General features: G+C 63.1%; 15 protein-coding genes and 1 rRNA gene. 7 read left to right on the plus strand and 9 right to left on the minus strand.

Translation table 11 applies throughout. The annotated features are described in order from the left end of the window. Nucleotides 1-19: 19 nt before the first annotated feature. From rrf to DyAD56_RS01865, 3 genes are all read left to right on the plus strand, one after another. Nucleotides 20-132: ribosomal RNA gene (gene rrf / locus DyAD56_RS01855) — 5S ribosomal RNA — on the plus strand. Nucleotides 133-313: 181 nt separating this feature from the next. Continuing rightward, a complete protein-coding gene (locus DyAD56_RS01860) occupies nt 314-997 on the plus strand; it encodes a rhomboid family intramembrane serine protease (protein ID WP_102301015.1) in 684 nt (227 codons plus the stop codon). Between the two features lie 9 nt (nt 998-1,006). Next, nucleotides 1,007-1,330: a DUF1820 family protein gene (locus DyAD56_RS01865; protein WP_102301016.1), complete on the plus strand. Its 324-nt coding sequence runs from the start codon at nt 1,007-1,009 to the stop codon at nt 1,328-1,330. 8 nt (nt 1,331-1,338) lie between these two features. Here DyAD56_RS01865 and DyAD56_RS01870 read toward each other — a convergent pair whose 3' ends face one another. From DyAD56_RS01870 to DyAD56_RS01880, 3 genes are all read right to left on the minus strand, one after another. Next, nucleotides 1,339-2,427: a hypothetical protein gene (locus tag DyAD56_RS01870; protein ID WP_233202247.1), complete on the minus strand. Its 1,089-nt coding sequence runs from the start codon at nt 2,425-2,427 to the stop codon at nt 1,339-1,341. A gap of 112 nt (nt 2,428-2,539) precedes the next feature. After that, nucleotides 2,540-3,262 carry a glutamine amidotransferase gene (locus tag DyAD56_RS01875; RefSeq protein ID WP_102301017.1) on the minus strand — a complete coding sequence of 241 codons (723 nt, stop codon included), beginning with the start codon at nt 3,260-3,262 and terminating at the stop codon, nt 2,540-2,542. Nucleotides 3,263-3,297: 35 nt separating this feature from the next. Beyond that, complete coding sequence (locus tag DyAD56_RS01880) at nt 3,298-5,106, minus strand: GspE/PulE family protein (RefSeq protein WP_102301018.1); 1,809 nt, start codon at nt 5,104-5,106, stop codon at nt 3,298-3,300. A gap of 96 nt (nt 5,107-5,202) precedes the next feature. On the opposite strand from DyAD56_RS01880, the gene glyQ reads away from it, so the two are divergent. Then, nucleotides 5,203-6,114 carry a glycine--tRNA ligase subunit alpha gene (glyQ, locus tag DyAD56_RS01885; protein WP_102301019.1) on the plus strand — a complete coding sequence of 304 codons (912 nt, stop codon included), beginning with the start codon at nt 5,203-5,205 and terminating at the stop codon, nt 6,112-6,114. Continuing rightward, nucleotides 6,111-8,261 (plus strand): glycine--tRNA ligase subunit beta, encoded by a 2,151-nt coding sequence (glyS, locus tag DyAD56_RS01890; RefSeq protein ID WP_102301020.1) that lies wholly within the window; start codon nt 6,111-6,113, stop codon nt 8,259-8,261. Before glyQ ends, glyS begins: the two co-directional genes overlap by 4 nt. A 77-nt stretch (nt 8,262-8,338) precedes the next feature. On the opposite strand, the gene DyAD56_RS01895 is transcribed toward glyS, so the two are convergent. Further along, complete coding sequence (locus DyAD56_RS01895) at nt 8,339-8,908, minus strand: helix-turn-helix transcriptional regulator (RefSeq protein WP_102301021.1); 570 nt, start codon at nt 8,906-8,908, stop codon at nt 8,339-8,341. 326 nt (nt 8,909-9,234) lie between these two features. On the opposite strand from DyAD56_RS01895, the gene DyAD56_RS01900 reads away from it, so the two are divergent. Both DyAD56_RS01900 and DyAD56_RS01905 read left to right on the plus strand, forming a co-directional pair. Next, a complete protein-coding gene (locus DyAD56_RS01900; RefSeq protein WP_102301022.1) occupies nt 9,235-12,144 on the plus strand; it encodes a TonB-dependent receptor in 2,910 nt (969 codons plus the stop codon). Between the two features lie 222 nt (nt 12,145-12,366). After that, nucleotides 12,367-13,224, plus strand: a complete 858-nt coding sequence (locus tag DyAD56_RS01905; protein ID WP_102301023.1) for a YbaY family lipoprotein — start codon at nt 12,367-12,369, stop codon at nt 13,222-13,224. 635 nt (nt 13,225-13,859) lie between these two features. On the opposite strand, the gene DyAD56_RS01910 is transcribed toward DyAD56_RS01905, so the two are convergent. The 5 genes from DyAD56_RS01910 to mnmG all read right to left on the minus strand — a co-directional run bounded on the left by DyAD56_RS01910 (nt 13,860) and on the right by mnmG (nt 22,303). Then, nucleotides 13,860-15,887, minus strand: coding sequence for an autotransporter domain-containing protein (locus tag DyAD56_RS01910; RefSeq protein WP_102301024.1), 2,028 nt, complete (start codon nt 15,885-15,887; stop codon nt 13,860-13,862). A gap of 218 nt (nt 15,888-16,105) precedes the next feature. Further along, nucleotides 16,106-18,442, minus strand: a complete 2,337-nt coding sequence (locus DyAD56_RS01915) for a Tex family protein (protein ID WP_102301025.1) — start codon at nt 18,440-18,442, stop codon at nt 16,106-16,108. A gap of 86 nt (nt 18,443-18,528) precedes the next feature. Further along, nucleotides 18,529-19,275, minus strand: coding sequence for a winged helix-turn-helix domain-containing protein (locus DyAD56_RS01920; RefSeq protein WP_102301026.1), 747 nt, complete (start codon nt 19,273-19,275; stop codon nt 18,529-18,531). Between the two features lie 277 nt (nt 19,276-19,552). Continuing rightward, nucleotides 19,553-20,344 carry an RDD family protein gene (locus tag DyAD56_RS01925; protein WP_102301027.1) on the minus strand — a complete coding sequence of 264 codons (792 nt, stop codon included), beginning with the start codon at nt 20,342-20,344 and terminating at the stop codon, nt 19,553-19,555. A 78-nt stretch (nt 20,345-20,422) separates the two neighbouring features. Then, a complete protein-coding gene (gene mnmG, locus DyAD56_RS01930) occupies nt 20,423-22,303 on the minus strand; it encodes a tRNA uridine-5-carboxymethylaminomethyl(34) synthesis enzyme MnmG (RefSeq protein WP_102301028.1) in 1,881 nt (626 codons plus the stop codon). Between the last annotated feature and the right edge of the window lie 224 nt (nt 22,304-22,527).

The raw sequence follows: 22,527 nt of genomic DNA on the forward strand, positions 1-22,527 counted from the left end.
GCGCTGTTCCCACCCTTTCCCTGGCGGCTATAGCGCTGTGGTCCCACCCGATCCCATCCCGAACTCGGAAGTGAAACGCAGCTGCGCCGATGGTAGTGTGAATCCTCATGCAAGAGTAGGTCACCGCCAGGGGCTTTATCCCTCAAACGCCTTCCCATCCGGGAAGGCGTTTGTTTTTGCGCGAAAGGAAAGTCAGCGCTCGACACAGATCGAGATGTCATCGCACCCGGTGCGTATGAGTTTCCCCTGTGCAGGAAAAACTTATCGCCTATGATGCAAGGTCAACCCTGCCTGCATCCTGCGGAGCGCTTCTGTGTTTGTCCATGTCGAAACCCACCGCCGCCGACACGTTCAGTGGGCTACCGTGCTCCTGGTCGTCGTATGCGTGATCAGTTTCGTCGGATTGGCGTTGATGCCGGGGCCACAGCGCATGTCGATGTGGTTGGAATGGGGTACGGTGCCGGCGGACATTTTCGATCCGAAGGCCCCGCTGCTGCCGCAGCTGCATGATCCCTCTCTGCTCCGGCTGTTCACCGCGCTTTTCATCCATCTCGCTTGGCTGCATTTGCTTGGCAACCTGCTCTTTCTGGTGATCTTCGGCCTGCCGGCAGAGCGAGCGCTAGGCTCGTTTCGTTTCCTGCTGCTGTTTGTACTTGGCGGCATGGTGGCCAATCTGGTTGGTGCGCTGTCATTGGTCGGTATTCGTTCTCCGATCATTGGATGCAGCGGTGCTGTATCGGCAGTATTGGGCACGTATATCGCGCTTTTTCCCCGCGCACGGCTGGGTCTGGTCTTGCCGCTCGGTTTTTACCTGGAGTTCGTACGCGTCCCGGCTTTTCTGTTGATTGGCATCTGGATCCTGTTGCAGCTGCTCTTCAGCTACGTCGGGCCGAGCTATGGCGCGGTGGTCTGGTGGACGCACATCGCCGGTTTCCTGTTCGGCCTCGTATTCGCACTGTTCTCACGAGGCGCCATTGCACGGCGCCTGCGCGGCTAAAATAGGCGTATGCGCAACAAGAAACTCTACAAGGTGACCTTCCTCCACCTGGGCAAGTGCTACGAGCTCTATGCCCGGCATGTGGCTTCTAGCAGCCTTTGGGGGTTTACCGAGGTCGGCGAATTGGTATTCGAGCCGGTCGGAGAGGGGCTGCTGGTGGATCCCACCGAAGAAAAGCTACGCGAGGAATTCAAAGATACGCGCGTACTTCATTTGCCCATGCAGTCTGTCGTGCGCATCGAAGAAGTGGAGAGCAAGGGGGCACTGGTGATTCGCGACGCTGGCGATGGCCAGAAGATCACGCCTTTCCCCATGCCTCCCCGCGGTCGATGAGCCTTTCGCTAGACGTGGCGGATAACAGCAATCACGATTTCCACCACGATCAGCGCGATGATCGCCAACTCGAGCAGCTCGCCACGCTTGCCTGAAGCTTCCTCGTAAAGCGCCGAATAGCTGTCGCGAATGATGGACAGCTTGCGATCCACCGCCTTGCTCACGTGTGGAACGCGAAACAACTCCAGCGCAGCGGCATAGACGCGCGCAAGATAGACGTCCTCGGTGACCTGCAGCGCGTTATCCACTTTCTCCGTTATCTCGGTGACTTCCGCCACGAGCGTGTAGAGATGGCGAGCAAGGTCTGCATAACGCCGTGCAGCAAAGGGGTTCGCCACGTGATGGGTCGCTTCCACCAGGTCGTACATGCGCGGCAGCTCAGCATCCAGCAGCTCGTCGTAATAACGAAGTTCCAGTAGCTGCGCGTTGGCGACTTCAAGCACATCGGCGACGTCCGAGTCGTCGCGCGGCTCATAGATGAACGCACGATCCCATGTGAGCACCGCGAGGTCATCGGTGTAATAGGAGAAGCGCTGCCGTAGCAACTCCTGGCGCGCCTGCTCCGAAAGTGGCCTGGACTCGCCGGCTAGCAGGGGCACCAAATCAAGCTCGTCGTGCAATGCCGCTGTACTGGTGACGCCCTCCAGTGAATGCACGAGTCCTAGCAGATAGTCCTCATGCAGCGGCGCTTGGTTGGGTCTCAACAGTGCCGGGCGCATGATGCCTGTGATCTGCACCACCAGCCGGTTCCACAGGTCGGTACCCGATGCGATGCCGAGCGATGCATCCACCGCATTCACGCGTGCACTGAAGTCCGGCCATGGCAAGTCATCGGCAGGCACACGGATGGAAAAGGCCGCCACACCGAATTCGTACAGTCTTGCCAGCGCCGTCGCCTGCACCGTTTGTCCGGCAATGTCGACCTGAATGGCGCCAAGTGTGAGTTCCACTGGCGGTACGCCGAACGTCATTGCCTTGGGCGGCGCTGTCGCCAACCGGCTGCGCGCGGCAGCGGTGCGCGCCTGCTGCACCCATAGAGATTCCGCTGCGGTGAGGTCGATCGTGTCGGCGATGTCGACCAGGCGTATCGCAATCACGGACGCTCGGTGCACATGCGGTTGTCGACCCATAATGTCTATCCGTGTGGCGGCGCCCGGATTCGTCCGGCTCACCTATAGATCATTCTAGACCCCGCCCGTGACAACCGCGTCAGCCCGTGGCCAATCCGTGATGTCGGGAGAACTGACGGAACAGGCGACGGGCGAGCGGTGTGGGTGCGACTTGCCTGAAGGTGTGGTGCGGATCAAACCCCTCGCGCTTCATGTCGTGCTGCTTGCGATGAATGTAAGCGCGCATCACGTCGGCGTTGAACTCGGGATGGAACTGCGTGCTCATCGCGTTCTTGCCATAACGCACGAGATGGTTCGGATCGCGGTCCGAGCTCGCCAGCACCGTCGTGCCTTTGGGCAGTTCGAGCACGCTCTGCTCATGCGTGGCGTGCGCGCGGAAGGTGGATGGCAACGCGCTCGCAAGCGGGTCGTTCTTCGCTACGTCAAGTACGCTCAGCGATACGGTACCGATCTCTCGGCCGCCGGGCAGATAGTCGACGCGGCCGCCGAGCGCGTGCGACATCAGCTGATGTCCGTAACACACGCCGAACAGGGGCAGCTCCAGATCCATGGCATCGCGGATCCACCCTGCAGTGCGCTCGCTCCACGGTCTACGCTCCGTGACCATGGCAGCAGAGCCGGTGATCAACGCTCCGGCCACTTGGCTCGGCGGCGGTAGCTCTTCGCCTGCCTCTACATCGATCACGCGCATGCGCTCGGGAGAAAGTTGCGCACCAAGGCGAAACCAATGAGGGAAATCACCGTGCCGTGCTCGGATGGAATCAGGGGCGCGACCGGTGCGGATGATCAGTACAGGCTTCATGCGATACGAGTGCAAGGTGAGACGGTTAGACAGCTTCAGACGGTGCCATGTTCAATCGGTGGAATCACGGTCAGGACTTCCTTCACCGTGGTGACTCCGCGGGCCACTTGGGCTGCGGCGGAAATACGCAACGGGCGCATGCCTTCGGCCAGGGCTGCGTGGCCAAAATGCCCCAGGTCCAGCTGTGCCGAAATCAAACCACGCAGCCGCGACGTCAGCGGCAACATCTCATAGATACCGGTGCGTCCCATGAAACCGGTGTTGCGACATTCCAGGCAGCCAACCGGCTTGAACACCTTACCGGGCAAAGGCACCGACCAGCCGTGTGTAAGGGCGGTCCACTCGTGCGGATCCTGCTCGGTTTCCTGTTTGCAGTGCGCGCATAGTGTGCGCACCAGTCGCTGCGCGACGACACCCGTCAACGTCGATTGGATCAGGTAATGCGGCACGCCAAGATCGAGCAGGCGCGTGATTGCGCTAGGCGCATCGTTGGTATGCAGCGTTGATAGCACGAGGTGGCCTGTAAGCGAGGCTTGCACCGCCATCTGTGCGGTCTCCAGATCGCGGATTTCGCCCACCATGATGATGTCCGGATCCTGTCGGAGCAGCGTGCGCACACCCATCGCGAAGTCCAGATCGATCGCCGGCTGTACCTGCATCTGGTTGAACTCGGGGCTGACCATTTCGATCGGGTCTTCCACCGTACATACATTCAGTTCGGGTGTGGCGAGGTGCTTGAGCGTGGAATACAACGTCGTGGTCTTGCCCGAACCGGTGGGGCCAGTCACCAGCACAATGCCGTGCGGCCGCTCGACCATCGTGCGCCACGAGTCGTTTTCCTCCGCAGAGAAACCCAGTTGCGAGAAGTCTTTGGCGACGATGTCCGGGTCAAAGATACGCATCACCACCTTTTCGCCGAACGCCGTCGGCATGGTGGAGATACGCAGTTCCACTTCACGGCCGGTTGAGGAGCGCGTCTTGATGCGGCCATCCTGCGGCCGGCGCTTCTCCGCTACGTCCATGCGCGAAAGGATCTTGATACGTGCAGTCACCGCAGTCATCACCGGCGGCGGTAGCTCGAACACCTTGTGCATCACACCGTCAATGCGAAAGCGCATGAGGCCTGCGTCGCGGCGCGGCTCCAGGTGGATGTCCGAGGCGCGTTGCTCGAAGGCGTACTGCAGCAGCCAGTCGACAATATGCACAACGTGGCGGTCATCCGCGCCAACCTCGCCGCTCTTGCCCAGTTCCAGCAGCTGTTCGAAGTTGAGAATTCCCGACGGCGTACCTTGACCCTTGGCGTCCTGTGCCAGTTGGATGGAGCGCTGCACCCCATAGAATTCGGCCAGGTAGCGATTGATGTCGATCGGATTGGACACCACACGCTTCACGTCGCGGCGAATCATGTGCGACAGATCAGGCGCCCAGCCGTTATCGAACGGTTCGCAGGTGGCGAAGGTCACTTCGCCCGACGTGACAGCGACGGGCAGGATGCGATGGCGCTCCGCGTAAGCACGGCTGACCACCTGGGTCACCGAGGCTGCGTTGATCTTCATCGGGTCGATCTTGAGGTACGGCAGCTGGGCGTGACGTGCCAGCCACTCGGTCAGTGCCTCCAGGCTCAGCGGGCGACCCGGATCGCGCTGGTTGGGCAGTTTGGCATTCGCCACCAGCACCAACGGATGCAGCTCCACCGTGCTGCGCCCACTGCGGGATCCCATGCGGACCTGCTTGGCATCTTCGGCCAGCAAATACCCATCAACCACCAGTGTGGCCAGCATGTCGTCGAGTACCAGCCGGTTATGGCGGCCGAGCAGGGACACGGATTGCGGCGAAGCGGCCATGCAGCGATCTCTCCTGGTGGGCATTTTTCGCCGGAATCCAGCGGAGAATGCGGTCCCGGCTATACTAACCCGCTTTATTCAAGCCCACGGAAAGCCATGTCCGCGCGCACCTTCCAAGATGTGATCCAGACCCTCAACCGCTACTGGGCGGCGCAGGGTTGTGTCTTGCTGCAGCCCCTCGATACCGAGGTCGGCGCCGGCACCTTCCACCCTGCCACCTTCCTGCGTTCGCTCGGTCCCGAGCCGTGGGCGGCGGCCTATGTGCAGCCCTCGCGCCGTCCTACCGACGGCCGCTACGGCCAAAATCCCAACCGCTTGCAGCATTACTACCAGTATCAGGTGGTGATGAAGCCCAATCCGGACAACATCCTGGACCTGTACATCGGTTCGCTGAAGGAGTTGGGCCTGGATCCGCTGGTGCACGACTTGCGCTTCGTCGAGGACAACTGGGAATCGCCCACGCTGGGCGCCTGGGGCCTGGGTTGGGAGGTCTGGCTCAACGGCATGGAAGTGACCCAGTTCACTTACTTCCAGCAAGCCGGTGGCCTGGAGTGTCGTCCCGTGACCGGTGAGATCACCTACGGTCTCGAGCGCCTGGCCATGTACCTGCAGAACGTCGACAACATCTACGACCTGGTGTGGACCGAAGGCCCGCACGGCACGGTCACCTATGGCGACGTGTTCCATCAAAACGAAGTGGAACAAAGCACGTACAACTTCGAGCACGCCAACGTGCCGGAATTGCTGCGCTGGTTCGACGTGTGCGAAGGCGAGGCCAACAAGCTGATCGCCGTTGGCCTGCCGTTGCCAGCCTATGAGCAGGTGATGAAAGCCAGCCATACCTTCAATTTGCTTGATGCCCGCCGTGCCATCAGCGTGACCGAACGTCAGCGCTACATCCTGCGCGTGCGCACGCTGGCCCGCGCAGTGGCCGAGGCCTATGTGGCACAACGTGAAAAGCTCGGCTTCCCGGGCCTGAAGAAGAACCTCAAGGAGCAGGCCGCATGAGCGCCGCCACCAAGCCGCTGTTGATTGAGCTGGGCACTGAGGAACTGCCGCCCAAGGCGCTGGACGAACTGGCCGCAGCCTTCTCACGCGGCATTTGCGACGGCCTGGCTAAGCGTGGTGTTGAAGCCAGCCTGGATGAGGCCAAGCTGTATGCCTCGCCTCGCCGTTTGGCCGTCCATATCCCTTCGGTGGCGGTGAACCAGCCGGAGCAAAACCTCGAGCGTCGTGGCCCTGCCGTCAACGCTGCGCTGGATGCGAATGGCCAGCCGAGCAAGGCCCTGCAAGGCTTTGCGCAGTCGTGTGGCGTCACGGTGGAGCAGTTGGAGAAGCTCGAAACCGATAAGGGTTCGTGGTTCGTGTTCCGCGCGGTGAAACCGGGTCAGCCCGTCGCGGCGTTGCTGCCGGAGATCGTCGACGAGGCGCTCAAGGGCCTGCCCATTCCCAAGCCCATGCGCTGGGGCGATCACGATTACAGCTTCGTGCGTCCTGCGCACTGGCTGGTGATCCTGCATGGTTCGGACATCGTCGATGGGTCCGTGCTGGGCCTGACCAGCGGGCGCAAGTCACGCGGTCACCGCTTCATGCACACGCAGCCGGTGCATGTCGCCGATGCCGACAGTTGGCTCGATGCGATGACTGCGGCGAAGGTGCTGGCCGATCCGGCCAAGCGCCGCCAGAAGATCCGCGATGAAGTCGCCCGCGCAGCCAAGGAAACCGGTGGCGTACCGCAGCTCGACGACGCGTTGCTCAACGAAATCGCCAACCTCACCGAATGGCCGGTGGCGATTGCATGCACGTTCGATCGTGAGTTCCTCGCCGTGCCGCCGGAAGCCCTGGTCACCACCATGGAGACCAATCAAAAATTTGTGCCGGTGTTCGATGAGGACGGCAAGCTCACCGAGCACTTCATCGGTATCGCCAACATCGAGAGCAAGCAGCCGTCGGAGATCCGCAAGGGCTACGAGCGCGTGATCCGTCCGCGCTTCGCCGATGCCAAGTTCTTCTGGGACGAAGATCTCAAGGAGCCGCTGGCCAGCTACCAGGACCAGCTGAAGAATGTGACCTACCAGCAGGCGCTGGGCAGCCTGTGGGACAAGAGCGTGCGCGCGGCCGAGCTGGCTCGCATCATCGCCGGTCGCGTGGGCGTGGATGCCGGCGCGGCGACGCGTGCGGCGGCACTCAGCAAATGCGATCTGCTCACCCGTATGGTCGGTGAATTCCCCGAATTGCAGGGTGTGATGGGCCGTTACTACGCCTCGCACCACGGTGAGGCGAAGGACGTGGCCGACGCGCTGGACAGCTACTACCAGCCCCGTTTCGCCGGCGACGCCATCGCGGCTGGCAAGGTTGGCCAGGTGCTCGCCGTGGCGGATCGGTTCGACACGCTGGCAGGCATCTTTGCCGTCGGTATGAAGCCCAGCGGCAACAAGGATCCGTTCGCGTTGCGCCGCGCTGCGCTCGGTCTTGCGCGTACGCTGGTCGAAGGCGGTCTCGAGCTCGACCTGCGCGGCAGTTTCGTCGAGGCGCTGGAATTGTTGCCAGAAGCCGCGCTCGCGGCCGGCCTCAAGCCGGGCAAGGACGGCAAAGCGCCCGCGCTCGATGCGGGCAAGCGTCGGGCGGTGCTTGCCGACGAACTGGTGGAATTCGTGCTTGATCGCCTGCGCGGCTATTACGCCGAGCAGGGCTTCACCACCGAACAGTTCGAGGCCGTGCTCGCCGTGTCACCGTCCAGTTTGGTCGATTTCGATCGCCGCCTGCGTGCGGTGGGCGAGTTTGGCCGCCGGTCGGAAGCGCTGAGCCTGGCCGCCGCCAACAAGCGCGTCGCCAACATTCTGCGCAAGCAGGCTGAGGAGGCGGATGCCGTGCCGGTGGGCACTTCGGTGGATCCGGCTCATTTCGAGGCAGATGCCGAGCGTGCACTGCATGCCGCGCTCGACGCAGCCCGCGCCGATACGGTGGCGCCACTGCAGGCCGGCGACTACGCCGCGGTGCTAACGCGCCTCGCCCAGTTGCAGGCGCCGGTGGATGCCTTCTTCGACAGCGTGCTGGTGAACGCAGACAACCCGGCCGTGCGCGCCAACCGACTGGCCCTGCTGGGTCAGCTCAAGGCGCAATTCGGTGCCATCGCCGACATCGCCCGCCTGTAACGCGGCGGGTCATCGCCCCATAAAAAACGGCAGCCAGGCGGCTGCCGTTTTTTTATGCCAGGAGCGCGGTCAGCACCTTATGCAACGATCTGACGGCCGCGCTTCACGCGCTCGTGCAGGCGCTGATTGAACGACACCATGGCGGTGGCGTCGACGTCGTTGCCGCCCGGACCCAGGATTTCGTAAAGGTCAGCCAGCATGTCGGCGTTGTCCGCCAAGGTCAGGCGGCTCTCGGCCAGATCCAGCTCCGACTGCAGGATACGCAGCGCCGTGTTCAGGCGGCTCGGATCCATAGCCAGGCCGCTGGCATGCAGGGTGTCTGCCGCGGTGCGCAGCTTGGACCGATGGCGGTTGGCCGATGCTTCCGCATTCGGCAGGTCTTCGCCCGAGGCCATGGTGTCCGTGACCTGAATCTGCCCTTCGCCAGCCACCAGCCACACCAGGGAAATACCCAGGGTCTTAGCCAGCGTGACGCAACGTGCGCGCGACGGGTCCGTGTTGCCGTCGCGCCAGCTGCGCACGACACCTTCGGAGAACCCGCACATCCTTGCGATCTCGGTGACGCTGCCCACCCGCTGGATCAGCACTTTGATGCGGTCAGCGAAGGTGGATGAGGACTCGTTGGTCGAAATTTTTTGCATATTCATCGCATTTTCCTGGCGGATGGCGACTTGTGAGTAGGAGCGTGGCCTTGAAAACCGAATCTCAACGTGAAGCAAGCGTTACGAAAGCGTTGACATTCGCAAGAATTTTCCCATAAGGTCGTAAGTTCTTGGTAGTTGTGGCTCACAAGGAGCAACTTCTACCGAGATCAAGAACGCAATGGTTGCGAATTGGTAATCACGAATCCGCCGGCTTGTTCAGCTGGCAGACAGCAAGTTCTGAGGTGCAACGCCTTCAGAACCTGCCACTTGCATAGCAAGGCGGCCTTTTGGCGTCGGTTGGGGCCGACGTCTTTTACTGGGGAGTAAATATGCAGTTCCGCAAGAAAGTTGATAATAAACTTACGGTGGCCGTGCGTGTGGCACTGTCCGTAGGTACCTTCGTGGTGGCGGCGCCGGTCCTGGCGCAGGACGCTACCGGTCCTATCCCGGGTGAAGCCAAGAAGCTGGAAGCCGTCACCGTCACCGGTTCGCGCATTCCGCGCGTCGACGTGGAAACGGCGCAGCCGGTCATCATGATCGACCGCAAGCAATTGGAGAACCAGGGCTTCACCTCGGTTGCCGACGTCCTGCAGAACCTCACGGAGGTGGGTTCGCCGCCGATCAGCCGCGCCAATGCGCTGTCCTCGGGTGAAAACGTAGGCGGTTACTACGTCGACCTGCGCAACATCGGTCCCAACCGCACCCTGGTTTTGGTCAACGGCAAGCGTCTTGGCGCGAACACCACCGGCCTGCAGGACCTGAACCAGATTCCGATGTCCGCCATCGAGCGCATCGAAGTGCTGAAGGACGGCGGTTCCTCGATCTACGGTTCAGACGCGATCGCAGGCGTGGTGAACGTGATCACCCGCAGCAATTACACCGGCGCTGAAGCAAACGCCTACGTGGGCGAGTACGACCAAGGCGACGGCAAGAAGCAGATCTACGACTTCACGTTGGGCACCGCCAACGACCGCGGCTCGCTCATGATGAGCGCGCAGTACGTGAAGGAAGACCCGGTATGGGCCAAGGATCGCGAATTCAGCGAATACCCCTCGGGCCCGAACCACCCGCAGCCGACGGCCGGCTGGAGTGCGGTGAGTCAGTACGGCGCCCTCGTGAACGCCCCGTGCGGCCCGCTGAATGCGAGCACCAAGAAGTACCCGAACTGCGTGCCGACCCCGGGTAGCGATACGCGCAATTTCGCGAACTACCGCCCGCAGACGACGGACCAGTACGCCAACTCGAACCAGCAGATGATGCTGCAGACGGGTAGCCAGCGCACTTCGCTGTTCGTCGCGGGTAAGTACAACCTGGACGAGAACATCGCGTTCAAGACGGACTTCCTCTACAACAAGCGCAAGACGGAACAGCAGATCGCGGGCTATCCCTACCAGTCGAGCTCGTTCGGCACACCGCTGGATGCCGGCAGTTACTTCAATCCGCTGGGCAAGACCGCCAACTTCACCCGTCGCGGCTGGGAAATGCCCCGTACGACCGACAGCGAGCTGGAGACCTATCGCTGGACGGCGGGGTTCGAAGGCTACTTTGATCTAGGCGGTCACACGTTCAACTGGGACGTGGGCGCGATGACCAATCGCAATAACATGCTGAAGATCGGCCACGGCGACTTCAACCTGGTGAACGCCGGCTCGGCGCTGGGCCCGTCGTTCCTGGGTTCGGACGGCAAGGTGCATTGCGGCACCAACGGCAAGGCGATTGCCGGCTGCGTGCCGTGGAATCCGTTGCTGGCCTACGGTCAGGCGGGTGCGGGTTCGCTGTCGGATCCGGCGCTGCAGAAGTTCCTGTTCCCCGAGTACCACGACACCGGCAAGACCACCACGGTCGACTACACCGCCAACATCGCGGGCACATGGTTCTCGCTGCCGGGTGGCGACCTGGGTATCGCTGCGGGTGTGGAGTATCGTGAAGAAGAAGGTCGCTTCGTGCCTGACGCGTTCAACCAAGCGGGCCTCAGCTCGGGCCTGGCGGCGACCACCACGTCTGGCAAGTACCGGGTGAATGAAGCCTACCTGGAACTGGACGCGCCGCTGCTGCGTGACATGACCATGGCCCGCGAGCTATCGGTGAACGTGGCCACGCGTTACTCCGACTACAACAACTTCGGTAGCACCACCAACAGCAAGTTCGGCCTCAAGTGGAAGCCGATTGATGACCTGCTGGTGCGCGGCAGCTGGGCACAGGGTTTCCGCGCGCCGACCATTTCCGACCTCTACGGCGGCGTCGGTGGCAGCTTCGAGTCGTATATCGACCCGTGCGATGCCACCCGTGGCTCAGCCAAAGGCAACCCGGCGGTGGCGGCACGTTGCGGTTCGGGCTTTGGTGGCCAGCCGACGGTGGCTGCGAACTTCCACCAGCTTGGCCAGGCACTGGTGCCGTGCACCACGTATCCGTGCCAGTCGAACTACCAGTTCACCAACGGCTCCAACCCCAACCTGACGCCGGAAACCGCCACGACCCGTACGCTGGGCATGATCTACAGCCCGCACTACATCGAAGGCTTCGACGTCTCGTTGGATTGGTACCGGATCGACATCAAGAACCTGATCTCGGCCGATACCGTGCAGAACATTTTGGATGACTGCTACTCCGGCGGCATCGCTTCGCGTTGCACGAGCTTCCAGCGCGATCCGTCCACCGGCGCCATCACCAACATGTACTACGGTTTGACCAACAAGGGTTGGGAGAAGACAGCCGGTTACGACTTCGGCGTGAACTACCGCTTCTCGCTGGAATCGATCGGTCAGTTCGTGGCTCGCTGGAACACCACCTACGTCGACTACCTCAACATCAAGGCGGACGATAACCCGTCCACCAAGGTGCAGCCGTTCGTGGGCGTGGCTAACAGCGCCGGCGTTACCTTCCGCACCCGCTCCAACGTGACGTTGGACTGGAGCAAGGGCATCTTCGGCGCGACCTGGACGGTGCGTTACTACTCCGGCATGACCGAGAAGTGCTCGTTCACGACCGAGTGCAACGAGCCGAACCATGTCGATCCGTTCAACGGTGCCTCGCCGATGCGCCACGTGGGCAGCACGACGTTCAATGACGTGCAGTTCCGCTGGACGCTGCCGTGGAAGGGCATCATCTCGGTCGGCGCTAACAACGTGTTCGATAAGCAGGGACCCATCATGTACACGAAGCCAGCCAGCTCGTTCGTGTATTACGGCGGCTTTGACATCGGTCGTTTCTACTACCTGAAATACTCGCAGCGTTTCTAAGCGACATCGATGCAACCACGAAGGGCGGCCCAGACCGGGCCGCCCTTTTTGTTCACGGGCCATTTGGGCGGCCATTCGCTTTTGCATACGCAAGCGCATGGAGCCAACTTTTACAAGGCCTTACCTTTGGGCTATCCTGATAACTTCCCCCGTGTAGAGCACGAGGCGTGTTGGGCGCCTGTTGGTTCTCGCGCTAGCCCTGACATTCGATAGAGGTTTCCCATGCGCCGTCTTGTTTGGTCGCTGATGTCGGTCGCCGCTTTGGCTCTCGCCGGCTGCGGTAATTCTTCCCAGTCGTCCCAAGGTGGCGCCGAAGGTGGCAATGCCGCCCAGACGCCGGCACAGGCGAATCAGGTCACCGGGCAAGTGTCCGTGCCCGAAGGCAGCAGCGTTTCGGCGGCCGCCAAGCTTGACCTGACCCTGATCGACGTGAGCCAGCAGGACAGCAAGCCGCTCGCGACCAAGACGGTCGAGCCGGCCAATACGCTGCCGATTTCCTTCGAGCTGCCGTTCAATGCCGCTGACGTGAACCCGGCTGGCGTGTACGTGCTCCAGGCCGTGCTGACCGACGGCGAGCGTACCTATAAGCCGCGCCTGCAGACGCCGGTGCTCAATGGCAAGCCGTCCACCGGCCTGAATGTGCAACTCTTCCCCGAGCAGACCCCGGGCGAGAAGGAGCTGGCAGCCTTCACTTCCGTGCAGAAGCAGATCGGTGGCATGAAGATCAGCAGCGGCACCAAGCTGGAAGACAAGGTATCGCGTGGCTGGCAGGTGTTCCGCCAGGCCGGTGATGTGAAGTTCATCCGCGAAGAAGTCGACTACGGCGACAAGGGCTTCACCAGCACCGATTACGCCTACAAGGACGGCAAGCCGTGGGTGGTCGTGCAGCAGAAGAAGTCCAGCAAGGATGCCAAGCCGACCTCGACCGAGCGTGCGGCGTGGATCTCCGATGGCACCCTGGTGCTGAAGACCAACGACCAGGGCGGCAAGAGCTCGCAGCTGGCCGACGACGAAGCAGCCAGCCTGCAGAAGCAGGCGCAGACCATTCTTGGCCTGGCGACGAACGGCAAGGGCAAGTAAGCCCTCGCGGTTTCCGAATTCGAGAAAAGCCGCCCGCGAAAGCTGGCGGCTTTTTTCTTGTCTGGCGTTTGGGTGTATGGACGTCCAAACGATTGGGTCGGCGGAAAGGCGCGCTCTTCTCCCTCTCCCCTTCGGGGAGAGGGTTGGGGTGAGCCCCGAAAAGGGGGTAAAGGTCGGGTGCTCGCCTCAGCGTTTCATCTTTAGCCGTTACCCATGCGCAGGCAGGGGTCCAGAGCCCCGGTGTTTGATTGTCGCGTGGCGGTGATCTGGCCGCCTACGCGGCGGGCGTTTCGACCTCCTGCCGGAGGCCGAGTCACTTTCTTTTGCTTGCCCAAGAGAAAGTAACCAAAGAGAAGGGCACCCCCACTTGGCGCTGGCCGATGAAGCCGGCCAGTTCGTGAGGGGTGGTCGGACTTTTCGACAGGGCATCCTGCCCTGGCGAAAAGGAATCGGCATCCCTGCCGATTCCCCTGCGGGCCTTGTCGTTCACCCCTCACCGCCGCACAGGGGGCCCGAAGGTCAAAAGCGGCAAGCCGCCGGCTCGTGCAGCGGAGCTGCGCATCGCATGTGCTTCGCACCCAACAAAAAAGCCGCCCGCTCACGCGGACGGCTTTTCTGCAGAACCAACGTGGACCTTAGAAGGCGTACTTCATGCCCAGGTTGACGCTGCTGTACTTCTGGCTGCTGTCGCCGAAGCGGCCGCTGTAGCCGAGCCAGCCGCTGAGGGCCTGGTTGAACTGTGCACTCAGGCCGATGTCGCCGGTGCCCCAGGTCTTATCCGGGGTGAAGCCGACGAGGGCGAAGGAGCCCTGCATCCCGTTGAGGCCAGCGGTCACTTCGCGCGGATCCGCCTTGCTGTCGTGGTTCCACGCCAGCTCGGCATACGGTTTCAGCATGGTGTTGCCGGCCTGCCACTGACCTTCCAGACGCCAACCGAGGGTGGACACCTGCGAGTCGCGCTGCTGGCTACCGAACCACATGGCGGTACTGTCGCTGCTGGATTCGTTGAAGCTGTTGACCTTGACCGTCTGCCACTCGACCGTAGCGAACGGACCGGTGCGCAGCGCGTTGATCTCGAACCAGTAGCCGCCGGTAAGGCCGGCGCCGACATGGTTACCGTCCGCCTTGGCGGTTTCGGTGCGGAGCAGGGAGCCGATCTGGATCTTGCGCTCGATGTCGGAGAAGTTGTCCTGACCGAAGTCGACGTAACCGCCAACGTAGCCGCCGCCCTGGTGCCAGGTGAGGTAACCGAGGCCGGACACGTCCTGCAGCTTGTAGCCGCCACCGCCGTCGTAATCGGCATTGTGCTGGCCGATGTTCATGGCCACACCGCCCGACCAGTTGTCATTGAAGCGCACGTCCGCGCCCATGGTCAGGTTGACGTTGTTGCTCTTGGTGCGCGGCGAGCTGCTGCTGCCGTCAAAGCGCTGGTCGCCGTAGTCGACGTTGGCGAACACGCGGGTGTCGCTACCCTGGCCGTCATCAAGCATCTGCTTGCGGATCGCGCGGTTCTGGGCCTGGATCGAAGCCAGCGGCGCTTCGGCCAGCAGCGAGGCGTAGCCCGGTGCGCTGAGGATGGAGACCACATACTGGCCCAGCATCACGTCAGCCGCGGTGGTCGGGTGGACGCCATCGGCGAACAGGTAGGTCTGGTTGGTGCCCGGTGCGTAGGTATACGGCAGGCCCGAACCCTGCGGACCGCACTGCACGGAGCTCGAGCCCACGCCGCAGGCTTCGTTGGTGACATTGGTGAAGCCGAACGCGGTCGGGTTGGCGATGACTTCGTTGAGCAGGCTGTAGGTGTCGACCGGGACGATGCCCTTGCCCAGCTGGCCCAGGCCCGCGTTGAGCGTGCCGTTGAACACCAGGCTGAGGCTGGTCAGCGACGAGGCAGCGCTGGCGCCCTGCTCCAGGCCAGACGGGGTCAGGCCGATGTTGGGCAGGTTGAACACCAGGATGTTCTTGGCGCCGGCGGCCTGCATCTGGCCGATCAGCTTCACTTCCTGCTGGGCGGCGGCGGCGATGGAGCCAGCGGCCTGGTCAGCGGTCATGAAGCCGGACACGCCAGCCTTGGCCAGCACGGCTTGGGTTACCTGTGCCGTCACCTGCTGGGTGATGGCCGGGGTCAGTGCCGCAATCTGCGCCTGGGTGTACTGGCCGCTGGCGGCGAGTTGGCCCAGTGTGGCGGTTACGTTCTGCTGGATCAGCTGCTGCGCAGTCGCGCCAGCACCAGCGGCCGTTGCTGCATAGAAGATGTCATTGGCGCCACCCCAGATGGAGTACAGCGCCTTGCTGTCGAACTTGCCGCCCGCGAGGTAGGCGTTCACCTGGGTGGTGATGGTCGGCACGGCCGACGGGGTACCCGGCGAATTGGTCAGTACACCGGCGCCGCCCCAGGCGTAGTCGGTGCCACCCGCCAGCGAGGCGCTGAGGTTGTAACCGTAATGGCCGGCCACGTTCTGCACGGTGACCGCGCCAGGGTTGGTGGTGAATTCCAGCGGCGGCTGAATGGCCGGGTTGGTGGCGAGGGAAATGTTGCCGGCATCGCTCAGGCTGTCGCCGAACACGACAACGCTGTCGAACTGGGACTTGGCGGCGAAGGCCGGGGAGCTGATCAGCAGCGCGGCGGCGATGGCGCCTGCGATAGTACGAGTACGGGGCATGTCGGTAACACTCCTTGGACCGGGCGGTTCTTTGTTATCTCCTCGTTACGGTAATGCATGCCCATACGTCAGCGCATGCTGCGCCGCACCGCGAACGAAAGAACCTGCCGGGGCCATCAAAATGGGCGCCCGGAAACAAGTGTCCAAGGTCCTGACAATCGCGTTGCGGGGCGCCGCCTATCGGCGTTACGCCCCGCAACCGATTTCCCTGTCGCTACTTAGCGCTGCTTAGCCTTGGAGAAGGCGTCTGCAAACGCGCTGTTGGTCGGCACAGGGGCCGGCTTAGGCGTGCCGCCACCAGGACGGGGGCCGCGGTTGTCGCGTTGACCGCCACGGGGAGCAGCATCGTTGCCACCCGCCGGGCGAGCACCACGGACCTGCTGGCCCGGCTCGTCGTCCAGGCGCATGGACAGGCCGATGCGTTGGCGCGGCAGGTCGACTTCCATCACCTTGACCTTGACGATATCGCCCGCCTTCACCGCGTCGCGCGGATCCTTCACAAAGGTGTGCGAGAGCGCGGAGACGTGCACGAGGCCATCCTGGTGCACGCCGATATCCACGAACGCTCCGAACGCCGCCACGTTGGTCACACGGCCTTCCAGCACCATGCCAGGGCGTAGGTCCTTCAGGTCTTCCACGCCCTCGGCGAAACTCGGTGCCACGAACTCCGGGCGCGGATCGCGGCCGGGTTTCTCCAGTTCCTTGAGGATGTCGCGCACCGTCGGCACGCCGAACGTCTCGTCGGTGAACTGCTCAGCCTTGAGGCCGCGCAAGAAACTGGTGTCGCCGATGATGGAGCGCACCTCGCGGCCACACTGGGCAATGATGCGTTCGATCACCGGATACGCTTCCGGGTGCACCGAGCTCGTATCGAGCGGATTGTCGCCGTTAGGTACACGCAGGAAGCCCGCGCATTGCTCGAACGCCTTGTCGCCCAGGCGCGGCACTTTCAGCAGCGCCTTGCGATTGGCGAAGGGGCCGTTGGCATCGCGATGCTTCACTACATTTTCCGCCACGCTGGCGGAGAGGCCCGCCACGCGCGAGAGCAGCGCGGCAGAGGCGGTGTTCACATCCACGCCAACGGCGTTAACGCAGTCCTCGACCTTCGCGTCCAGCGCGCGCGCCAGCTTCACTTGGTTCACGTCGTGCTGGTATTGGCCCACGCCGATGGCTTTGGGTTCGATCTTCACCAACTCGGCGAGCGGATCCTGCAGGCGGCGCGCGATGGACACAGCGCCGCGCAGGCTCACATCCACATCAGGGAATTCCTTGGCGGCGATTTCCGAAGCGGAGTACACCGACGCGCCAGCCTCGCTCACCACGATCTTGGAGAGCTTGAGGTCCGTGTGCTTCTTGATCACTTCACCAGCCAACTTATCGGTTTCGCGCGACGCAGTGCCGTTGCCGATAGCGATGAGATCCACCTTGTGCTCCTTGCAGAGCAGCGCGATGCGCTGGATCGACTGATCCCACTGTTTGCGCGGCTCGTGCGGATAGACGGTGTCGGTGGCAAGCAACTTGCCGGTGGCATCGACTACCGCCACTTTCACGCCAGTGCGGATGCCCGGATCCAGGCCCATCACGCTTTTCGCGCCAGCCGGCGCGGCGAGCATAAGATCCTTGAGGTTGTCGCCAAACACGCGAATGGCTTCGTCTTCCGCACCTTCACGCACGCGGCCAAACAGATCCAGCGTGAGATGCAGATGCAGCTTCACGCGCCAGGTGAGGCGCACCGTTTCGCGCAGCCACGCATCGGCGGCGCGGCCGCGATCGAGAATGCCGGCATGTGCAGCCACGCGGCCTTCGCCTTCAACGTGGCCCTGCTCCAGATCCAGCGTGGGCGACAGCTCCAGCTCGAGCACGCCTTCGTTGCGCGCGCGCATCAGCGCGAGCAGGCGATGCGAGGGAATCTTGCCGATCGGTTCCACGTGATCGAAGTAGTCGCGGAACTTCGCGCCTTCGTTCTCCTTGCCCGCGACCACTTTTGCGCGAATCTGGCCCTTGTCCCATAGCCAATCGCGCAGCTCGCCGAGCAAGCCGGCGTCTTCGGCAATGCTCTCCATCAGGATGGCGCGGGCGCCATCCAGCGCAGCACGCACATCCGCCACACCCTTCTCCGCATCGACGAACGATTCGGCAACGGCTTCCGGCGTCTGTGTGGGGTCTTCACGCAGACCCGTGGCGAGCGGCTCCAGGCCAGCTTCGCGCGCGATCTGCGCTTTGGTGCGACGCTTGGGCTTGTACGGCAGGTACAAGTCTTCCAGGCGGGCCTTGGTATCAGCCGAAAGAATGTCGTTTTTCAGCGCATCGCTGAGCTTGCCCTGTTCCTCGACGCTGGCGAGGATCGCGCTACGGCGTTCCTCCAGCTCGCGCAGATAGCGCAGGCGCTCTTCCAGCATTCGCAGCTGCGTGTCATCGAGACCGCCGGTGGCTTCCTTGCGGTAGCGGGCGATGAAGGGCACGGTCGCGCCGCCGTCGAGCAAATCCACCGCGGCGTGTACTTGGTCCGGCTTGGCGGCGATGTCCTGGGCAATACGTTGTTCGATGCTGAGCATGAGGCTGAGACGATTCCTGTTCGACAAGACGACGGATCGGCTCGCGATCCGTCGGGCCGTCGATCATAGCAAGTCGGTGCCGAGGTCTACTGACGCGCAGCGGGCGCCTGTTCAGGGCGCAGCGCCAGATAGCCCGCAGCACGGAGTTCGGAGGGGACATCGTCGCGGTCGCCGGGATACTCCGTGGCAATGCGGCGGTAGCGCGGCCAGTGGTGCGGATGGAGCGGCCGCACTTCCTGTTCGTGCGCGACTGGCATCACCGCAAGGGCGGGCCGTGGGGTCATCAGCGGCTCGGACGGGTGGCCATTGGGCGTGTGCCATAGGTGTGCGGCCGCCATCATGGCGACGATTACCGCCAAGGTGATGGCGGCTGCCACCCAGCGTTTTTGCGGAGATGGCGGCCGGCGCGAAGGTGCTGGCGCGTCCAAAGCGGACGCAAGGTCGTCGTTGCTCGCCACGTCCGGCATCGGCTCGTTGGCGGGAGATGCGGCGGACGGCATGCGGTGCACGTCGCCGATGAAGCGATAGCCCAGACTGTGCACCGTGGCGATATAACGCGGTTGTGATGCGCAGTCACCGAGTGCATGGCGCAGTTGGGAAATGACGCGAGTCAGCACGCCGGGGGTGACGTGACGATGCCCCCACGCCGCGTCAAGCAGCGCGTCCTTGCGGACGACTTCGCCTGCTTGCTGCAGCAGAACCACCAGCACCGCATAAGCCTTCGGCTCCACGGAAATCGACGTGCCCGCCCTCTCAAGGCGGTGCGCGCGCGGCTCGACGACGATGTCGTCGCACTGGTAAATCCAGCCGCAATCGGGGAGGGATTGGGCCATGACCTTGCCTGGTGCGCGGCCCCCTGTGCGTTAGAGCATGCGCCTCTTGCACAGTAGATCGCATCCGCCATAGGTCATAACCTGCGCATGCATACGCAATGCACGGCTGCAGACGGATCGACGTCCATTTGTGCGCTGTTGATGGTGGGTTCGGAGAGCGTGCCACGCAGATGCGACGAGTGCGTGAACGTAATGTTCCCGTGACGTCAGCGCCGCCGTGCATTCACGGCGGCGCGTCGCATGATCAAACCATCCTCGCGTCGTATGGCGCGCGATGTCATGCGTTGAACGAGCTGTTGTCCTGGTCGGTACGTTGGACTTTCGTTGCAACGTCCTTGGCGCGACCATTGAGCACCAGCGTCTGCGCGAGCAGGTCGTGGAGGCCCTGCTTGCGCTGCGTCCACGCCACCATCAGGAAGCCGATGCACAGCGTGAAAGCACTGATGATCTTGGCGAAATAGCGGCCTGTGGCGCGCCCGAAGCCGATACGCTTGCCATCCATGTCCGTGACGCGGATGCCCAGTGCGAGCTTGCCTATCGTGCCCTGCCAGGCCGAGCTCTCGCACAACGCGAAATACAGCCACGAGACGATGGTCTGCGCGATCAGCGCGGGCCACAGCGCATGCATGTAGGCGTCCAACGCCTGCAGCGCCATTTGCGGGTCATCGCCGGCGGCCAGCTTCGCCTGCATATATGCTTCGGCGGCCTTGCTCGCGCCAAGCATGGTGCTCAGGATGGTGTTTGGAATCCACAGCACCAGCGCGTCAAGAATGTAAGCGGCCACGCGCTTCCAGAAGCCGGCATAGTCGTCCAGCGCGGCAACGGCGCTGCCGTTCGACGCGATGGGGGCTGCGGCGTATGCGGGCGGTGCCGGGGGTGTGGCAGAAAACGCCGGCGGCTCGGCACTGCGCTCGTCGGGAAACAGTGTCGACAGCGGTGTCCAGTCCGCCATGCCTTCATACCAGCCCAGATCATCGGGGCTGACCTGGCCGCTGCGCAGCCACTGGCGCACATCGACTTCCTTGTACGGGCCGTGCCGTTCGCCGTCCCGACCGATCCAGACTTCCATTGGTGTACTCCGAGAAGAACCGTCAGGGCCGCATGATGCCATGCGGGCGAGGCATCTTGGTGCAATGAATGAGCGGAATCAGGCCGCGTCGCGGCGCTTGAGATGCACCAATAGCAGCGAGATCGCTGCCGGCGTGACGCCGCTGATGCGCGCCGCTTGGCCGATAGTTTCCGGCAGCACGCGCTTGAGCTTGAGCAACACTTCGGCGGAAAGACCCCGCACCTTGTCGTAGTCGAAGCTGCTGGGAATCGCGGTCTGTTCGTGGCGGCGCTGCCGCGCGATCTCCTCGCGCTGGCGCTCGAGGTAACCGGCGTACTTGGTCTGCACTTCCACCTGTGCGGCGACGTCAGGCTCGTCCACCGCCGGGCCAATACCGGTCACCGTCGTCAACATTGCGTAGTCGAGCTCCGGTCGACGAAGCAGGTCCAGCGCGTTGGTCTCGCGACTCAACGTGATGCCCAGTTGCTGCGCGATGGTGGCGCCCAGCGCGTTGGCCGGCGCGGCCCAGATGGCGCCGAGTCGCTGCGTTTCGCGCTCCACCGCGTCACGCTTGGCGCGCAAGGCGTCGTAGCGCGCTTGCGGCACCACGCCGAGGCGATGCCCGGTTTCGGTCAGGCGCAGGTCGGCGTTGTCCTCGCGCAGGTGCAGGCGATATTCCGCGCGCGAGGTGAACATGCGGTACGGCTCAATGGTGCCGTTGCTGGTGAGGTCGTCAATCAGCACGCCGATGTAAGCCTCGTCGCGGCGCGGATACCACGGCGCCGCGCCCTTCACAGCCAGCGCTGCGTTCAGGCCGGCGATGAGCCCCTGCGCGCCCGCTTCTTCATAGCCGGTGGTGCCGTTGATCTGGCCCGCGAAATACAGGCCTGGAATGGTTTTGGTTTCCAGCCACGGATGCAGGCCGCGCGGGTCGAAATAGTCGTATTCGATGGCGTAGCCCGGGCGCGTGATGTGCGCTTTCTCGAAGCCCTTGATCGAATGCACCAGCGCCAGCTGCACGTCGTAGGGCAGCGACGTGGAGATGCCGTTGGGGTACACCTCGAACGTATCCAACCCTTCCGGCTCGACAAAGATCTGGTGCGAGGTTTTCTCAGCGAACCGCACCACCTTGTCCTCGATCGAAGGGCAGTAGCGTGGGCCCACGCCCTCGATCTGGCCGCTGTACAGCGGCGAGCGGTCGAGCGAGCCGCGAATCAGCTCATGCGTGTGCTCGCTGGTATGCGTGATCCAGCAACTCACCTGGCGCGGGTGCTCGTCGCGCGAGCCGAGGTACGAGAACACCGGCGCCGGGTTGTCACCCGGCTGCTCTTCCAGGCCGGTGAAATCGATGCTGCGCAGATCGATGCGGGGCGGCGTGCCGGTCTTCAGGCGATCGGCCGCCACCGGCAGTTCACGCAGCTTCTGTGCGAGCGCGCTAGCGGGCGGGTCGCCGGCGCGACCACCGGCGTACTGGGCCGGCCCGATATGGATCTTCCCGGCCAGGAAGGTGCCGGCGGTCAACACCACCGCGCGAGCGTGAAAGGCCAGGCCCATCTGGGTGACCACGCCGGTGACGCGGCCGCCTTCCAGGATCAGGTCGTCAACGGCCTGCTGGAACAGCTCCAGGTTCGGCTGGGTTTCCACCAGCCGGCGGATGGCGGCTTTGTAGAGTCCGCGGTCGGCCTGACAGCGCGTGGCGCGTACGGCCGGGCCCTTGGATGCATTGAGCGTGCGCCACTGGATGCCAGCCAGGTCGGCCGCGTGCGCCATGGCACCGCCCAGCGCGTCGATTTCCTTGACCAGGTGCCCCTTGCCGATGCCGCCGATGGCTGGGTTACAGCTCATCTGGCCGATCGTCTCGATGTTATGGCTCAAAAGTAGCGTGCGCGCACCCGTGCGGGCGGAGGCCAATGCGGCCTCGGTGCCGGCGTGGCCGCCGCCAACCACGATCACGTCGTAGGAAATCGGATGGAAAAGCATAAGAACTGACCTGAAAGCGCAGGTTTGGACCCAAGTGGACGCTTATGGTAGCGCCGTTACGACGCTTCAGCTGTTGGCATGCTTTCTGCTTTGCCTCCGGTGCACTTTTCACGGGCAGAAGCTGCGCGATTCAGCGCGCCGAGATCGAGCGACAGGGGTTCGATCGCGTGCCGGGAAGAGGAAGCAAGACGGCGCCCCTCGGGGCGCCGTCGCCTTTTCTGAGC

It is taken from the genome of Dyella sp. AD56, assembly GCF_002878475.1.
GTDB lineage: Bacteria > Pseudomonadota > Gammaproteobacteria > Xanthomonadales > Rhodanobacteraceae > Dyella.

Excerpts from the sequence above, each read along its gene's own strand:
- DyAD56_RS01910 (WP_102301024.1), bottom strand. The coding sequence starts at position 15,887 with ATGCCCCGTACTCGTACTATCGCAGGCGCCATCGCCGCCGCGCTGCTG.
- DyAD56_RS01895 (WP_102301021.1), bottom strand. The coding sequence starts at position 8,908 with ATGAATATGCAAAAAATTTCGACCAACGAGTCCTCATCCACCTTCGCT.
- DyAD56_RS01865 (WP_102301016.1), top strand. The coding sequence starts at position 1,007 with ATGCGCAACAAGAAACTCTACAAGGTGACCTTCCTCCACCTGGGCAAG.
- DyAD56_RS01880 (WP_102301018.1), bottom strand. The coding sequence starts at position 5,106 with ATGGCCGCTTCGCCGCAATCCGTGTCCCTGCTCGGCCGCCATAACCGG.
- glyS (WP_102301020.1), top strand. The coding sequence starts at position 6,111 with ATGAGCGCCGCCACCAAGCCGCTGTTGATTGAGCTGGGCACTGAGGAA.
- DyAD56_RS01905 (WP_102301023.1), top strand. The coding sequence starts at position 12,367 with ATGCGCCGTCTTGTTTGGTCGCTGATGTCGGTCGCCGCTTTGGCTCTC.
- DyAD56_RS01900 (WP_102301022.1), top strand. The coding sequence starts at position 9,235 with ATGCAGTTCCGCAAGAAAGTTGATAATAAACTTACGGTGGCCGTGCGT.
- mnmG (WP_102301028.1), bottom strand. The coding sequence starts at position 22,303 with ATGCTTTTCCATCCGATTTCCTACGACGTGATCGTGGTTGGCGGCGGC.
- DyAD56_RS01925 (WP_102301027.1), bottom strand. The coding sequence starts at position 20,344 with ATGGAAGTCTGGATCGGTCGGGACGGCGAACGGCACGGCCCGTACAAG.
- DyAD56_RS01915 (WP_102301025.1), bottom strand. The coding sequence starts at position 18,442 with ATGCTCAGCATCGAACAACGTATTGCCCAGGACATCGCCGCCAAGCCG.
- DyAD56_RS01920 (WP_102301026.1), bottom strand. The coding sequence starts at position 19,275 with ATGGCCCAATCCCTCCCCGATTGCGGCTGGATTTACCAGTGCGACGAC.
- DyAD56_RS01875 (WP_102301017.1), bottom strand. The coding sequence starts at position 3,262 with ATGAAGCCTGTACTGATCATCCGCACCGGTCGCGCCCCTGATTCCATC.
- glyQ (WP_102301019.1), top strand. The coding sequence starts at position 5,203 with ATGTCCGCGCGCACCTTCCAAGATGTGATCCAGACCCTCAACCGCTAC.